This is a genomic window from Paenibacillus sp. J22FR21, from assembly GCF_056269135.1.
Map to the genome: position 1 here is coordinate 98,935 of NZ_JBWDNJ010000006.1, position 16,362 is coordinate 115,296.

The window sequence follows — 16,362 nt, forward strand, 5'->3', positions numbered from 1 at the left end:
ACTCATTTCCTAGGCGCGCAAATTGTTTGCAAGGCCCAGCATCGTATCGCTGGAAGATAAAGCCCTTGAGCTGAGCGAATAAGCTCTTTGCACGCTAATCAATTCGGTCATCTCGTCGGACAAGACGACATTAGATTGCTCCAGAAAACCTTGTTTTATCGCGATCTTAGACTCGGCGCTTGCCGTAACGTCATGCATGACATCACTTACCTGAAATCCATCTGCAATGGCGAATAAGTTATCCGCAACCTGCGACAAGAGGGAAGGCTTGTCCACTTGTACCAGCTTCAACTGCCCCATCTGCACAATCTCACCGGATGGCAGCGTACCGACGATGCTTCCGTTCGGATCCATTCTGACTTCCTTCATCTCTGCAGGTATCTCAATCGGATCGCCGTCTACAGACGATATCGGGTATCCTTCTTTGGTTGTCAGGATATTGACGCCATCTCGCGTAAACGTGGTCTGGAATGAGCCGCCGCGTGTATAACCAAGATCACCTTCGGCGTTAACCGTTACCTCGAACAAAGCATTGCCTTCGATTGCTACATCAAGAGGCTGGTCCGTCTGTTGAATCGGTCCTTGGGAGAAGTCCGGCTGAATCATCGTCAGACGCGAACCCCAGCCTTGGTTGAAACCAAGCGGAGTCAGACGTCCCGGTTGATCAAACACTTCCGGCTGCTTCTTAAGCGTAGTCAGCAAATCTTCGAATGTGCCGGTCTTGCGCTTATAGCCGACTGTATTCACATTGGCAATATTGTCGGCGAGCAAGTCCAGCTTCTGCTGCAGCCCATTCATGGACACCATCGCATTAATCATCGAACCGTTCAATTTAGTAGCCTCCTCTGCCTGCATCGTCAAGCATTGCTTGTGGGCGGTTATACTCTGCCAATCTCATTTACCGCTTTATCTAAGCTTTTATCATAAAATTGAATAACCTTCTGATTCGCTTCATAAGCACGTGCCGCCGACATCAAGTCGACCATCGACTGCGCCGGATCCACATTCGAGCGCTCCACGTAACCCTGCTTCAACTCGATCCGATCGCCCGCAGCCATCGTCCGAACGCCTACATTCTCATCGCCTAGCTTGAATTTGCCGTCACCTTCACGAACAAGGTTATTCGGATTATCGACCACAGAGATGAGCAGTTGACCGGCGCTTTCACCTGTATCTACGTCAACCAGTTGATTATCGCTCGTAAGCGTAAGCTTGTTAAACGTCATCCCCGCAGGCAGCTGAAACGGCTTCTCGTTAGCACCAATTACGCGGGACCCGTCCGGCAATGTCAGAAAGCCTTCGTCATCCAGCTTGAACTGACCATCACGCGTATAGCGCATTTCACCATTCGTATTCTGAACGGTGAAGAATGCCTGCGGTTGGAACACGTAGTTGCCGTCCGCCGACATCGCCTTACCCGATCCATCAAACGCCATGCCCGGCACTACAATGTCCGATACAATGGCAAAATCGCTGAACTGGTTCGTTTGCATCAAATCGCCCTGCAGGTTGATCTGCAAGCTCTCTTCCGCGAACACCCCGGTGTTCAGCTTGCCTACTGCGCGGCCTCCGCCGTCTTGAACGCCGGACAGACGCAGCAGCATATCTGGAAAAGAGTGCGTAACCGCACTTTTCTCTTTATAACCAGGTGTATTTAAATTTGAAATATTATTCGTTACAGTATCATGCCGGTGCTGCTGCGAAATCATGCCTGATGCAGCTGTGTACAGACCTCTTAGCATGAAGCTACCTCCTGAGCGCTCAACGTACGGGATAAGTTAGCGCAGAATGCTGCATTCGAAGCCTCGGCTTCAAACGCAAACCAATCTGCGTATATATTGTATATATCGGTTAACCCATCCTCACGATGAATAGAACGATTGCATGACTTTTGAACTAATCTTCATCCGTACAAAAGCTTGTCCCTTGGCACGCCCCCCTAAAGGCGTCCTACCCGAACATCCTGCACGCATCCATTCATCCCGTGATCGCTTAGCGTCTTCTATTGTCTCTGCGCGACGTACGGTCCAAATGGTCAAGCAGCAGGCCTGTTCCTTTAACAACGCAGTGCATCGGGTCTTCTGCAATCAGTACCGGTACCTTAAGCTCTTCTGCAAGCAATGCATCAAGGCCGCCCAGCAGCGCGCCGCCACCTGTTAAGATTACGCCGCGGTCAATAATGTCGGCCGACAATTCCGGCGGAGTCCGTTCCAGTACAGACTTAGCTGCCGATACAATAGACGATACCGGCTCCCAGAGCGCTTCGCGCACTTCTTCCGAGTAAATCGTCACGGTCAGCGGCAAGCCCGTAACCATATCCCGCCCGCGAATGTCGATCTCTTGTCTGGATCCATTGTCGTAGACGGAACCGATCTTAATCTTAATGTCTTCGCTTGTCCGTTCCCCGATCAAGAGCTTGTACTTGTTCTTGATGTACTTCATGATCGCTTCGTCAAACTTGTCCCCTGCGACTTTAATGGAAGAGGCGGTTACAACGTCGCCCATCGAAAGCACGGCCACGTCCGTTGTACCGCCGCCAATATCAACAACCATGTTGCCGCTCGGCTGGTAGATATCCATGCCTGCGCCAATCGCAGCTGCCTTAGGCTCCTCTTCAAGAAAGACATCCTTGGCGCCGCTGCGCTCTGCAGCCTCGCGGATCGCCTTCTGCTCTACCGAAGTAATGTTGGTCGGTGCGCAAATTAAGATCCGGGGGCGGCTGTGCCAAGAGCGGCCGCCCACGCGATCGATAAATGCCTTCAACATGATTTCCGTAATTTCAAAATCAGCGATAACACCGTCTCTAAGCGGTCTGATGGCGATTATGTTACCAGGGGTCCGTCCTACCATCCGATGCGCTTCTTCACCTACTGCAAGCACGCGCTTCGTCTCGCTCTCAATCGCGACGACAGAAGGCTCATCAAGTACAACGCCCCTCCCTCTTACATGAATGGACACGTTAGCTGTTCCTAAATCAATCCCAATATCCTTGCTAAACATAATGTCTCTAATTCCTCCACGTCGAATGACGAATGTCGCAAATTCAAACTTGCGAATGTGATCGCAAAACAATCGTCTTTAGTAGTAAGTAGTCAGGTGCACTGATCATCCTGTTTAGTATTCGCTGAAATGTACGAAATTCCTCTATTTTTGTAGAAAAAATCGCTTACGATTTTGCCGCGGCAAGAACCTCACGCTTGCGTCCTGAGCTCTTCTTATACTTGATTTTGGTTGCTTCTCCTCCCCTCAGGTGCCGGATCGATTTGTGGTATTCCAGAATGTGCTTGACCTGGTCTGCCAAATCGGGATTTATTTCCGGTAATCGCTCGGTCAAATCCTTGTGCACCGTGCTTTTGGAGACGCCAAATTCTTTAGCAATCGTCCGCACCGTATGCTTCGTCTCGACGATGCAACGGCCGATTTTTATGGTCCGTTCTTTGATATAATCGTGCACGCTCCCGCCTCCCTACTCGAGATAGTTTGGTACAGTATATGAGGGGTACGGGTATATATTCTTTGTGTCCAAGCGTGACAAGCTAAAGAACAGCAATTATTTTCAGATACGGCCGCTTTTCCACTCCAAAAGTCCCATTTCACAAGCAAAAGAACATAAAAAAAAGAAGGCAGGGTATCCTGCCTTCATAAAGCACTCCGCTTGCTTCTAGTTCTCAGTTGCGCTTGCGGAATCAGATGTGATAAACGTATTGGGGTTAATCGCTTTGCCGTCCTTGCGCACTTCAAAGTGCATGTGGACGCCAAGTTCTTTCTCCAGCTCACTTCTGCCGGCTTTCGCAATGACCGTGCCTTGCTTCACTTCATCGCCCACTTTAACTTGCACGTCGCTCAAGCTGTGGTAGACGGTTACGATTCCGTCCGCATGCTTGATCTCGACAATGTTGCCGTTAAGCGGGTGTTTCTCGGATACGATGACGCGGCCGCTCAGCGCTGCCGATACATCAAATGCCGTGTCGTTCTTCGCGAAGTCAATGCCCATGTTCGTTACGAACGTGTTGCCCGATTGAATCAGAGCGGCTTGACGCTCTTCACCGGAAGCTTTCGCATCATAGAACGGCGCTACAACATCCAGCTGGCTGCGGTCAACAGGCCATTTCATCAATTCTGACTCCGATGAGTTAACTGCTTCGTCATCTGCCGGCAATTGGTCTGCTGTCATTCCATCCGTTGTACCTTGAGAGACTTCTACGTCGGTGCTGGCTGGCTTGTTACTAGTTTCCCCAGCTCCCCCATAGAGCCACATTAAGGTTACGATAATTGCTGCCGCGGCTAGGAATGCTGACGGTGCTGCCCACTTCTTCGCAAGCAGCTTTCTCCATGCAGATGGTTTGACGGCAGTGCCTCCCACTACATTTTTGGGAGCTTCTTCATTGAACTTTGATTTGTTATCACTCATTGTTCGATCACCTCACTAGCCATTGTTGCCACAACCTAGCAGTTTATACGTGAGGGTTTAACATTTTTTGAGATTGTTAGAGAAGCTAGGGGCGATGGCTGCGCTAGTCTACCAGCCCTTTCGCTTTCGAAAGCTGCGTTCCCGAATAATAGTGTGCGAGAATCTCTGCAGCCGTTCCCCCTTTTTGCGCCATACCGTTTGCTCCCCATTGACTCATTCCGACACCATGGCCATAGCCGAAAGTGGTGATTTGGATTTCATCATCGAGGATGGTCCAGTTGAACTGCGAGGAGGCCAGTCCCAGCTTCTCTCGAATCTCTCGGCCGCTTAGCATCTCCCTGCCAACCATAACCGTCTTAATGCGTTTGCCCGCTGTCGTATCCAGAATACGCATCTGCCGGACCGCACTTTTCTTAATGCCAAGCTTCTTGCTAAAATCATTGAGCGACATCGTAACCGTTTCTTTATAGCTAGGTGAAATCGCCTTGTCCCACGGGCTGGCAACGCTGCGTAAGTACGGAAGATCCAGATCCCAATAATCCGAAGCATTCTCGGTGTACCCGTTGCTCGTTGAGAAGAAGGCCGCCTGGATCGGCTCCCCTTCATAGGTCACGATCTGCCCCTTGGTTTGCGATACAGCCTCATTCAGCTTCTCGAGGTTCTTTTCCTTGCTTGTCCCGCTCCAGCGTGACAGAAGCGAACTCAGAGGCACATATACTTGGTTCATGACGGTATCGTTCACATCTGCCTTCTTTGCTTCACCGCTCAGCCCGCTGCGGTCGTTCGCCTGCATTCGTTTATAGATATAGGTTCGGGCTGCGATCGCCTGCGCCTTCAGAGCCTCCAATTCAAAATCAATCGGCATCTCGCCGGCCAGTACGCCGCGCACATAAAGCTCAATAGGCATTTTCTCAATCCGTTTCTCCTTGGTGAGATACACGTTAACCCACATTCGGTCGTAGGCGCTGAGTGCGTTGAACCCTTTATTGCCGCTGCCGACCGATTGCGCTTCCTTCATAGGCTGCTTGTCCGTCTCGGTTGGCGCTGCGCTTTCCTCCACTGCGGCACTCTGCTTGGATGCGTCGTTGCCGAGCACCTGCTGCTGATCCGCTGCTTGGCCAATCTCGCCGTTCTTGGCAGCCGCATTCCTATCGTCCAGGAGATAGACAGCCCCTCTCACCAGCACGACAAGCAGCAACCCCCACGTAAACCACAACATCCAGCCTCTCCACCACCGGCTCCTCGGACTGCCTGTCCGCCATCTCACACGTTCCATCTGCTGCTCCTTCCTGTTCTGCTAATCTCATTTCTCTTAATTCCTATTTGCTACAGTCTATGAACCGGAAAAGTAGGATAGTACCGAATAAGTAGGGGTCTTCACCATTGTCACACCTCGAGCGTCGAGAAACCCGACTCTCAAACGTAATGTTTGCTGAGAGCTCATCTTCCCTGCGGGGGGAGGGGAGATTATCGCCAATCTGCACAAAACAAAAGCTGCCTCTTGCGTTCACAGGTGAACGCAAGAGGCAGCTTATTACGATTATGTGTTAGGAATGAATCTTATGCCCAGGTAGGTTGAACCTTCAGGCGCGGAGTTTCTTTTTCACGCTTCACCGGTTCTGCGGACATTGCTGCTACAACGACTGGTTCCTCCAGCACTGCAGCAACGCCTTCGAGCACTTTAGAATACACAGGCTCAGCCGGTATCGGATCAACACGGTGGATATTAGCGCCAAGCGCCGCAAGCTTACCGGTAATGTCGACATAGCCGCGATCTACGTGGTGAAGGCCGGTAATTTCGCTCTCACCGTCCGCACAAAGAGCTGCACAGATAAGTGCTGCACCTGCACGAAGATCGGTAGCGGTTACTTTTGCGCCAGTCAGTGCTGTGTTGCCGCTTACGATTGCCATGCGGCCGTCGATCTTAATTTGAGCGCTCATCTTCTGGAACTCCTCGACATGCATGAAACGGTTCTCGAAGATCGTCTCCGTCACGATGCTGGTGCCTTCGGCAATCAACAGAATCGCCATCATCTGCGACTGCATATCGGTTGGGAATCCGGGGTATGGTAACGTCTTGACGTCTACTGATTTCAATTTCTGCGGACCCACTACGCGCAGACCGTTGTCTGTCTCCGTAATGGCAACGCCCATCTCTTCTAGCTTCGAGATCACCGGTGCCAAATGCTCGCCGATTGCGCCGTCAATATGAACATCGCCGCCGGTCATGGCAGCCGCGATCATAAAAGTACCCGCTTCCACACGGTCCGGAATGACAGTATGGTGAGCGCCCTTCAGCTCCTCCACACCCTCAATACGGATAATGCCCGTGCCTGCTCCGCGAACCTTCGCACCCATAGCATTCAGGTAATTGGCTAGATCCACGATCTCCGGCTCCTTCGCCGCGTTCTCGATGGATGTGGTGCCTTCTGCAAGTACAGCCGCCATCATGATGTTCTCCGTTGCGCCTACGCTGGCTACATCGAGATAGATCTTGGCGCCTTTGAGCTTGCCTTCCTTGCGTGCTTCGATAAAACCTTGACCAAGGACGATCTCGACGCCCATCGCCTCGAAGCCCTTCAAATGCTGGTCAATCGCACGTGTGCCGATTGCACATCCACCCGGGAGAGAAATTCTTGCACGCCCAAGACGAGCCAGAAGCGGTCCCATAACGAGGAAGGATGCACGCATCTTGCGCACCCACTCATAAGGAGCTTCGAACGAAGTCAAATTGGCTGCGGATATCCGCATCGTTTCATTGTCATATGTCAGTTTCCCGCCTAAGGCAGAAAGCACTTGTTGAATCGTAATTACATCGTCTAGATTAGGCACGTCATAAATGACGCTCTCGCCTTCCTTTGCAAGTAACGTGGCAGCGAGAATCGGTAATACGGCATTCTTTGCTCCGCTTACACGAACGTTTCCGGATAGTCGCTGGCCGCCGCGGACGATTATTTTGCTCATCTTTAGGTTTCCCTCCGCGTGCAGTAGATTCTTGTCTTATGCACAATTAATGGTACGGTACTCCGTACCCAACCTACATCTTACCACCCGTCTACAAGAAACGACAAGCGTTATTTTCTGCCTGTCGAACCCGCACCTGAAATGGCTTTTTTTATAGTATTCGCAGCCTATTTTTCGTTTCGTACCGTCATATACTACCCATTGTTTACATATTGCCACCTTGTTATTCGACAATTCCCTTAAGCAAGCCCGACCAGTTCCAGTAATCGAGTACGAAGCCGGCAAAGCCATGCCCGAGCACGATGGCGAGCATAATTTGCAAAATACGTGCCTGTGAGCTGCGCGGGCGCTTCAGGATCGTGTCAAACTTCAGCTCTTGCAAGACAATCCAAGCCATTGCAATGCTAAACAGCTCAACAACAATGGAAATAAGTGCATGTACGCCGGCATTAGCGGCTAATTGATCCATTCGATTGACTCCCTGCTACAAATTCTACATGTTCATGGCTCGAAGCAGCAGTGCCGCGAACTCCGCTCGCGTTGCCGTCTGCTCCGGCCTAAAGCTGCCGTCCGGGTATCCCCCGAGCAGCTCTTGTTGCTTCATCGTCTGAATAGCCGGTGCGGACCAACGCGTCAGCTTCACATCCACGAAAGTCGCTGCATAAGGAAGTGAGCTGTTCAGCTGGAGGGCCCGAAGCAGAATGACCGCCATTTCTTCGCGGGTTATCGGCTTATTAGGACCAAAGGCCCCGCCCGGATAACCACCGACCCATCCGGTTCCTGAAGCTTTTGTAATGGCGGCGTACGCCCAGTGCTTAGAGGTGACATCCGTGAAGCTCGGTCCCGTGCTTGCAATCGGATTCAGTGCCCTCACCAGCATGGAGATCGCTTCTGCTCGCGTAATGCTCCGATTCGGGTAGAAGCGGTAGTTGCCGCTCCCTTCCACGATGCGGTCATTGCTCAGCGCTACAATTGTATCTGCTGCCCAGTGACCGGTAATATCGCGAAACCCTGCCACGACCGGTTCTGCATCCATGCGAAAGCCATAGTACTGTCTGTCAAAGCTGCTGCTCGCCGTCACCTTGACGTAATACAGGCCTGCCTGTACGCGCTGCTCTTTGACCATGCGGGTATCATTCTTTGCGGATTGCAAGGTAAATAACAGCTGCTGCCGTTTATCAAACACCTCCGCCTTCATTCGGATTCCACTCGGAATACCGTTAACCTGCACGGATAACACACTTTCACTTCCAAGGCGCAATTGATACCAATCGGCATCCTCTGCCCCTATGACACCCCAGTAATCAGAACCTTTGGCTATCCCTGTTGCTTCATACGATTTGTTGTTCGGCTCGTTGGGATCCGTATATTTGGAAATAAGCTCTATATTCAGTGTATACGCCGCAGCAGACGGACCGGCCTGTGCCGACATTCCGTTATGAACGCGTATGTAATAGATACCCGGTGTAACATTGATCAGATCCGAGGTTTCCGTCTCGCCTTCACTGTTCTCGTCGATTTCCTGCAGCGTTGCCCCTTGCCGCCCGAAGGCGAGTGCGGGATCAATTCGTGCGGAGTCGGTAGAAAGCGAGAGCTTGAGCGTGCCCCCCGTTTCAAAATGAATAGCGTACCAGTCACGATCCCCCGTCTGATGAAAATTCCCCGTCACCTGCTGGGACTTCGGTTTCAGCGTAAATGCTTGATACTGCTTATCGTTCATTTCGTAGCTATCCGGTGCAATCTCAAAGGAGGAGGTCAGCAAATAAGGCAGCCGCTGCTTCGTCGTTTGGGCGAAGAAGTGGAGCTCAAATTCATTCCTCCCTTTCTTAACGTTCCACTCGACGGTTTGGTTGCCGAGTTTCGTAACTTTCGTGCCTTGCACTACGCCTCCCACAACATGAGTCACTTGGAGAATTGGCGTTGTCTCCCCACCTGAGAGAAGCCCTTGAAATTGAAGGGATATCACGCCATCATAAGGAGCGTCAAGCGTATACCAATCCTTATCTTGGCCGCCTGCAAGCTCAGCTGCGATTCTTTTGCCAAGCGGGAACTTCTGCGCGGTCTGCCTGGTGTCGTTCGGCTCATAGCCATCTGCTCGAAGAACTCCCGTTACAGCACGGTCGATCTGAAGCAGGCCGTAGCCGCTAGCATCATCCACCCCCGGTTTGCCAATATCCCTTGCCGTTTGCCTGAGCAAAGCACGTACCTGGTAGGGTTTGTAGCTGGGATGTACCGCCCATACGAGCGCTGCCGCTGCCGCTGCCTGAGGCGCAGCCATCGAGGTGCCTTCTTCATGCTTGTACCCGCCGCCCAGTGCCGTCGTATAGACATGCCATGGTGCCGCAATATCATTCTCCGGACCGGCATTGGAGCGCGGCTCCGGTTTCCCATCCGCGTCAACACCGGCCACAGCAAGTACCGTAGCGTAAGCGGCCGGATATTTCACTTCGGCCTTCGAACCCAGCGCCAGCCCGTCGTTCCCGCTGGCCGCTACAAGCAGCGCCCCCTTCGACTCCGCATATTGCACGATGTCACGGAGATAAGGCGAATAGCGATAGAGACCAACGGAGAGGACGAGTATGCGAGCACCATGATCGACCGCATAGACAATCGCCTTGCCCAGCCGCTCTTCATCGCCGAAGCCATCGGCATCCAGCGCTTTGATCGGCATAAGCTTGGCACGCCATAGAATGCCTGCAATGCCTTCTTTATTGTTCCCTTCGCCCGCAAGAACCCCGGCTACTGCCGTCCCGTGTCCGTTGTCATCCTCCGGCGGCTTGCCCGGGCTGACCAGATTCGTACCGGCCACCAAGTTGTTCTTGAGATCCGGGTGGTCCAAATCGACGCCGGTGTCAATGAGCGCAATGGTCAGATCCAGCTGATCATGCACTTTCGACCAGGCGGTCTGGGCCCCGATCTGATCCAGATGCTGCAGCTTCGGCAGCTCCGGATCATTGCTCGCCGGCACGGCCAGCAGCTTGACGCTGCCGATCGGCTGGGCGTACGCGATCTCCGGCATCCGCTGCAGCCGGAGGAGCCACTCGGACGTGTCCGCCCCCGGGTCCTCGGGGCGGACAACGTCCACCGCGCCCGCCGCCGGCATCGCCAGGCGGCGGAGCAGGCGCGTCCCCGGCAGCGGCTTCGCCAGCGCCGGGTCGCGCCACTTGATGAGCCAGCCGCCGGTGGGCGCGGGCTCATCTTGGCCGCCGGCGGCGGCGGGTTCGCCCGCGGCCGCGCCATGCGGCGGGCCGGCGGTTGCCGCCGCAGGCGGCGAGGCCGCGGGAGCGGCCCCTGCGGCGGCGGCGGATGCCGCGCCGGCAGGGGCGCTCCACAGCAGCAGCGCTGCGAGCACGGCGTGCAGCGCGGTGCGACGTGCAGCGCGGCGCGGCACAAATGCCGCCGCAAACGCCGCCGCTGTCGCCACGGCCGCAGCTAAACGACTGCCGACTCGGCGCGGCGCCGCGGAATAAGACGTATCCTTATAGCCTAGTGTTGGCATAACAGCCACTGTCCCTTTCGGCTTCATACAAGTGTTAGAATCCCTATTGGAGATGATCATCCTAGTCTGCCTTTAACCCGCAGCCTGTGATCTGAAACGTTTCGCTTCCCGAGTCCCATTCTCCTTTAAGGAATTTGTAGAAACAACAATTAAAAGGTCGATAGTCCCGCTTTTATAGCTGTTTACTCCGATGTTTATGCGCCGATATGCCTGACTTAATCTAAAGATTCGTTGAACTTCGATAATAATGAACTAGGACAAGAGAACCCCCGAAAATCAGCATGGGTTCGACCTTGTACGGCTTGTCCATGCAATCGATGCCACTTCGCTTCATTTCAAACAACAAAAGAGCGGACCCGCAGGCCCGCTCCTCGTCCTTTCGACCCTAACTTAACCCTGCCCTGCTGCTAAGCTATCGGACAAACAAATCATTTACGATTGAGAAATGCGTGTTAATCCAGTTCAATACCGGACTTGGCACGATACCGAGCGCCACGGTAGCGCCCGCACACAGCCAGATGACGATGCCGCTTGTGACCGGAACTTGCACCTCATTATCAATAGTAGCCCGCATGAACATTTGCCTGATGATGCCGAAGTAGAAATAATACGAGATTACGCTGCTCACGACCATAATCGCTGCAATCCAGTAGAGATGCGACTGCGCCGCACCAAGTAAGATAAACAGCTTCCCGAAGAAACCGCCTGTAATCGGCAGGCCCGCTAACGAGAGGACGAAGACGACCATCGCTGCTGCGGTCCAAGGAGCCCTGTAATAGAGTCCCGAGAAGCCGCCTACTTCTTCGCTGCCGGCCGACTTGCTAATGACGGTGAACACGGTAAGCGCACCGATCGTCATCAGCAGGTATGCCGCGAGATAGAAGATAAACTCCCCGAAATTCGAGGCATGCATGCCTTTGAGCGAGAGTCCAAGCGGAACGAGCAGATAACCGGCATTCGCAACACCGGACAAGGCAATCAGACGTTTGACGTTGAATTGTCTGAGCGCCATCGTCGATCCTACCAGCATCGCGGCTGCAGCCATCACATTGAGCGCTAGGAATATATCATCCGCAATCGGCTTCTCAGGCGATGAAGCGTAGAAAGCCACATTGTACACGAGGCGGAAAATAACCGCGAATGCCGCGCCTTTGGAGACGACGGCCAGGAAAGCCGTAATCGGCGTAGGGGCTCCTTGGTAGACATCCGCTGCCCAGTAATGAAACGGAGCTGCGGCGATTTTGATCCCAAGACCCGCTAAGATGAAGAAGAATCCGACGTAGAGCAGTGCCGGGAAGTCGGCTGAATGCTGTTGAACCCCTTGCGCAATCGCGCCAAGATTCGTCGCGCCTGTAATGCCATAGAGATACGACATCCCGAACAGGATCAACGCCGAGGAGATACCGCCCGTCACCACGTACTTAAACGCGGCCTCTGACGATTGCACCGCCTGCTTGCGAATACCGACGAGCACGTAGGTTGTAATGCTTAACAGCTCCAGCCCGATGTAGAGCGTGATCAGATCTCCCGAGGAAGCCATAATCATCGCACCGACGACTGCCGGGAGCAGCAAGTAATAGAATTCACCTTTATCCACGATGTCTGATCGCTTCACCGTACCCAGGCTCATCAGCACGATAAGTGCGGTTGCCACCAGGAACACGATCTTAAGCATGCTGGAGAAATAATCAATCCGGTAGCTGTCAGCCATGATACGAATGACACCGCTCATCGTTTGACCGGCCGCTTCCGCATCTGCCGTCTTCGAAGCCATGTCCAGCATTCGCCAGGCGACGAAACCAAGCGAGGTCAGGATGCCGCCAAGCGTCAACCAGCCAATAACGCTCCTGCTCGAACGGCGCGGCAAGAATAAATCCACTACAGCGAGCACAATTGTAAAAGCGATCAGAATCCATTCCGGGGCGAGATAGCCTGCATCGCTCCAGGTGAGCGATTGCAGCTGTTGTTGTGCAGCTTCCATCGTCTACCTCCCCGCCTTCTCTGTAAGTTGCTGAAGCAGCATGTCAAAACCATGCTTCATCGGCTCCGTCAGAACAGCCGGGTATACCCCGATCAGTACGATGAATGCCAGCAGCGTAATCATCGGCACCGCTTCAATGAGGCGCACATCCCGTGCCGCCGCGAACCGTTCCGGCATCGAGCCGAAGGTAATGCCAAGTATGCTCCGAAGCACATAGATGGCTGTCAGAATAACGCCGAGCACCGCAATGCCCGTAATCACTCTCATGGAATCGAACAGTCCTAAGAATGAGAGGAACTCGCCTACGAATCCGGATAAACCCGGCAAGCCGAGAGAGGCCATACCGGCCGTCAGCAGAATACCGCTCATGAACGGCATGCTTCTGGCCAAACCTCCGAGATCCTTCAGCTCCGTCGAGCCCGTACGTTCGTAGATGCTGCCGACAACCAAGAACAGCAGCGCGGAGATTAAACCGTGCGAGATCAATTGAATGAGGGCGCCATTGAGCCCGATTTCATTAAAGGAAGCGATCCCGAGCAGCACGATCCCCATATGACTGATCGAGGAGTAGGCAAGCACGAGTTTAAATTCTTTCTGCACGAGCGCCAGTATCGCGCCATACAGAATATTCACGACACCGAGTATGGCCAGCGCCACCGCCCAATCCTTCGCTACCCCCGGGAACATGAATACCCCGAAACGGAGTAACCCATACGCTCCCATCTTGAGCAGAACGCCGGAGTGGATCATAACGACAGAAGGCGGCGCTTCGGCATGTACCTGCAGCATCCACGTATGGAACGGGAAGATCGGCAGCTTAATGCCGAATGCGATCAACAGTAATAGGAAAATAACCCAGCGCATCCGTTCCGAGAGATAGAGCGGATTATCCTGCCCCTGCATCTGTTCCGTCGACATATTCACATAGGAGTCCGGACTCGTCAGATTGTTGCTGATCACTTCGTAACTGCCGCTGTAGCTCAGGTTCGTCTGCTGTTTCTCCGGCAGCTGCTCCACGCGGAAGCCTGCCGTTGCAACAAGCATCACGAAAGCCAGCAGCATAATCGCAGAGCCGATTCCGTTATAGAGCAGAAACTTATTCGCCGCTTTCTCGCGGTTCATATAGCCCCAGATCCCGATTAAGAAGAACATCGGAATAAGGGTCATTTCGAAGAAGACGAAGAACAAGAAGACATCTCGCGCCAGGAATACGCCGATCATGCCGACTTCAAGGAGCAAGAACCAGATATAGAACGACTTCCACCGTTTCTTCACATGTACCGAGGCCAGTGCAGCCATAACACCGACAATAGTGGTGAGCAGCAGCAGCGGCAGCGATAGACCATCGATGCCCATGTGATATTGGAAGGTGAACGAATAGGAGCTCACATCGCCAACCGCTTCTTTGTTCAGCGAGGTATCGATCCAGGTTGCCGTCTCTTCATAGCTCTTCCCGCCCTTGGTGCCGTCATAATCGGCATACAGCCATAGTGACAACAACAGGGGAAGAATCGTAGCCGAGATCGCAGCCACCTTCAGCCAGCGGCTCCGATGCTTAGGTAGAAACAGAAGTACCAGAATGCCTAGCAGCGGAGAAAATGTAATAAGGGATAGAATCGGAAGATCAGCCAGCATCACCAGAACCTCCTTCCGACAATTGCCACAATAAGAACGACGAGACCCAGCAGTGTGACCAATCCATAGGTTTGGATTTGTCCGGATTGGAGCCTTGTTCCGCCGCGCCCGAACAGCACTGCCGTTCCGCCTGCTACGCGAACAAGTCCATCCACCACGTAGTCATCCACCATATTCAGCAGTTGGCCCAGCCCGCGCAGCGGACGCACCAGCAGCATGTCATACAGCTCATCCATGTAATATTTGCGCTCAAGCAGCCTTACAAGCCAAGGTGCCCTTGAGGATACCGCATCGCGCGCAATGGTTCCTTTGACGAAGACCAGCCAGCCCAGATACAACCCTAGCAGACCGACAGCTGCGGAAATCACCATCACGAGACCGCCTCCGCCATGCTCCTTCTCGGCACCGTCGGTTAACCAAGTTCCGAGCGTATCGTTCCAAGGCGTTTGAACAAAACCGGCCACAACCGCCAGCACCGCAAGGATGATTAACGGAATCGTCATCGAGGACGGTGACTCATGGGCATGGTCGCCTTTCGGCTTGCCCATAAAGACGAGGAAGAACAGCCTCGACATGTAGAAAGCAGTGAAGAATGCCGCGATCACGCCGACTACGAAGAGCACCGGTTTCTCGTGAAGCGCCTCATTGAGAATCAAATCCTTGGACCAGAAGCCCGAGAACGGCGGAATACCGGAAAGCGCAAGCGCTCCGATGCCGAACGTCCAGGTTGTAATGCGCATTTTGGAGCTTAAGCCGCCCATCTCGTGAATGTTTTGCGTATGTACGGCATGAATGACGCTACCAGCTCCCAGGAAGAGCAGTGCTTTGAAGAAGGCATGCGTGAAGAGATGGAAGATGCCGCCCGTCATCGAACCAAGGCCAAGAGCCATCATCATATAGCCAAGCTGGCTGACCGTAGAGTAAGCGAGAATTCGCTTAATATCATTCTGCGCGACACCGATGGTAGCGGCGAATATGGCGGTAAAGCCGCCTACATAAGCGACGATATCCATAGCTGCCTGTGAAGCTTGGAAAATATCAAACGTCCTTGCAACGAGATAGATCCCTGCAGCAACCATTGTTGCGGCATGGATCAGCGCACTGATCGGCGTCGGGCCTTCCATCGCATCCGGAAGCCAGACATGGAGCGGAAACTGACCGGATTTGCCGACAGCGCCGATGAAGATCAGCACCGCAATCCAAGTCGTTACCCCTGCAGCGATGACAGCCGTTCCGCCGTCAAAGGCATTGCCGATACTTACAAAATCCAGCGCATGGTCCGGCATGTACCAATAGAGCACCAAGATACCGAGCAGCAAGCCCGCATCGCCAATCCGCGTCACGATGAACGCTTTCTTGGCCGCAGCTTTGGCCTCCGGTTTGCTATACCAGAACCCTACGAGCAGGAACGAACAAACCCCTACCAGCTCCCAGAAAATATAGAGCGTCAGCATATTATCAGCCAGCACGAGGCCGAGCATCGAGAACGTGAAGAGTGCAACGTAGCTGTAGAAGACGGAAATCCGTTCATCGGTCTTCATGTAGCCTGCCGAGTACACGTTCACCAGGAAGCTGACGGAAGTGACGACGACCAGCATGATTGCCGTTAAATTCGTGACCTCGAAGCCGGCATTCATTACGAGACTGCCAAGCTCAATCCATTTGAACGCATATTGATAATAAGCAGAGCCATCTGCCATATGCTCGATCAATACGAGAATGGACAGCACCAGAGCTGCAAAAGAGCCTACTACACCGAGCGTTACGCCAAGCATCCGCTGGCCGCGCCCAAAGGCAAGCAGCAGCAAGAAGGCCGCGAACGGGAAGAGCGGAATCAGCCAGGCTGATTGCGAGAAACTTGTATCCATGCCG

Annotated in this window: 12 protein-coding genes; all 12 read right to left on the bottom strand. The window is 53.4% G+C overall.

What is annotated here, in order from left to right:
- Positions 1–9 precede the first annotated feature (9 nt).
- Positions 10–831: a flagellar hook-basal body protein gene (locus AC0YNS_RS21420; RefSeq protein ID WP_475783006.1), complete on the bottom strand. Its 822-nt coding sequence runs from the start codon at positions 829–831 to the stop codon at positions 10–12.
- Positions 832–878: 47 nt separating this feature from the next.
- Entirely contained in the window at positions 879–1,742 is an 864-nt protein-coding gene (locus AC0YNS_RS21425) for a flagellar hook-basal body protein (RefSeq protein ID WP_475783007.1), read from the bottom strand.
- A gap of 250 nt (positions 1,743–1,992) precedes the next feature.
- Entirely contained in the window at positions 1,993–3,000 is a 1,008-nt protein-coding gene (mreB, locus tag AC0YNS_RS21430; RefSeq protein ID WP_090982294.1) for a rod shape-determining protein MreB, read from the bottom strand.
- A gap of 166 nt (positions 3,001–3,166) precedes the next feature.
- On the bottom strand, positions 3,167–3,454 hold the full coding sequence (spoIIID, locus tag AC0YNS_RS21435; protein WP_090575384.1) for a sporulation transcriptional regulator SpoIIID: 288 nt from the start codon (positions 3,452–3,454) through the stop codon (positions 3,167–3,169).
- A 207-nt stretch (positions 3,455–3,661) separates the two neighbouring features.
- Positions 3,662–4,411: a peptidoglycan DD-metalloendopeptidase family protein gene (locus AC0YNS_RS21440; RefSeq protein WP_475783008.1), complete on the bottom strand. Its 750-nt coding sequence runs from the start codon at positions 4,409–4,411 to the stop codon at positions 3,662–3,664.
- Positions 4,412–4,514: 103 nt separating this feature from the next.
- On the bottom strand, positions 4,515–5,687 hold the full coding sequence (spoIID, locus tag AC0YNS_RS21445) for a stage II sporulation protein D (protein WP_475783009.1): 1,173 nt from the start codon (positions 5,685–5,687) through the stop codon (positions 4,515–4,517).
- Between the two features lie 284 nt (positions 5,688–5,971).
- The gene (gene murA, locus AC0YNS_RS21450; protein WP_090982285.1) at positions 5,972–7,375 is read right to left on the bottom strand and encodes a UDP-N-acetylglucosamine 1-carboxyvinyltransferase; all 1,404 of its coding nucleotides are present in this window, start codon (positions 7,373–7,375) and stop codon (positions 5,972–5,974) included.
- A gap of 223 nt (positions 7,376–7,598) precedes the next feature.
- Positions 7,599–7,844 (bottom strand): DUF1146 domain-containing protein, encoded by a 246-nt coding sequence (locus tag AC0YNS_RS21455; protein WP_475783010.1) that lies wholly within the window; start codon positions 7,842–7,844, stop codon positions 7,599–7,601.
- A 24-nt stretch (positions 7,845–7,868) separates the two neighbouring features.
- On the bottom strand, positions 7,869–10,901 hold the full coding sequence (locus AC0YNS_RS21460) for a S8 family peptidase (protein WP_475783011.1): 3,033 nt from the start codon (positions 10,899–10,901) through the stop codon (positions 7,869–7,871).
- Between the two features lie 385 nt (positions 10,902–11,286).
- On the bottom strand, positions 11,287–12,855 hold the full coding sequence (locus tag AC0YNS_RS21465) for an NADH-quinone oxidoreductase subunit N (protein ID WP_475783012.1): 1,569 nt from the start codon (positions 12,853–12,855) through the stop codon (positions 11,287–11,289).
- 3 nt (positions 12,856–12,858) lie between these two features.
- Complete coding sequence (locus tag AC0YNS_RS21470) at positions 12,859–14,490, bottom strand: complex I subunit 4 family protein (protein WP_475783013.1); 1,632 nt, start codon at positions 14,488–14,490, stop codon at positions 12,859–12,861.
- Entirely contained in the window at positions 14,490–16,358 is a 1,869-nt protein-coding gene (gene nuoL, locus AC0YNS_RS21475; RefSeq protein WP_475783014.1) for an NADH-quinone oxidoreductase subunit L, read from the bottom strand. Before nuoL ends, AC0YNS_RS21470 begins: the two co-directional genes overlap by 1 nt.
- Positions 16,359–16,362 lie beyond the last annotated feature (4 nt).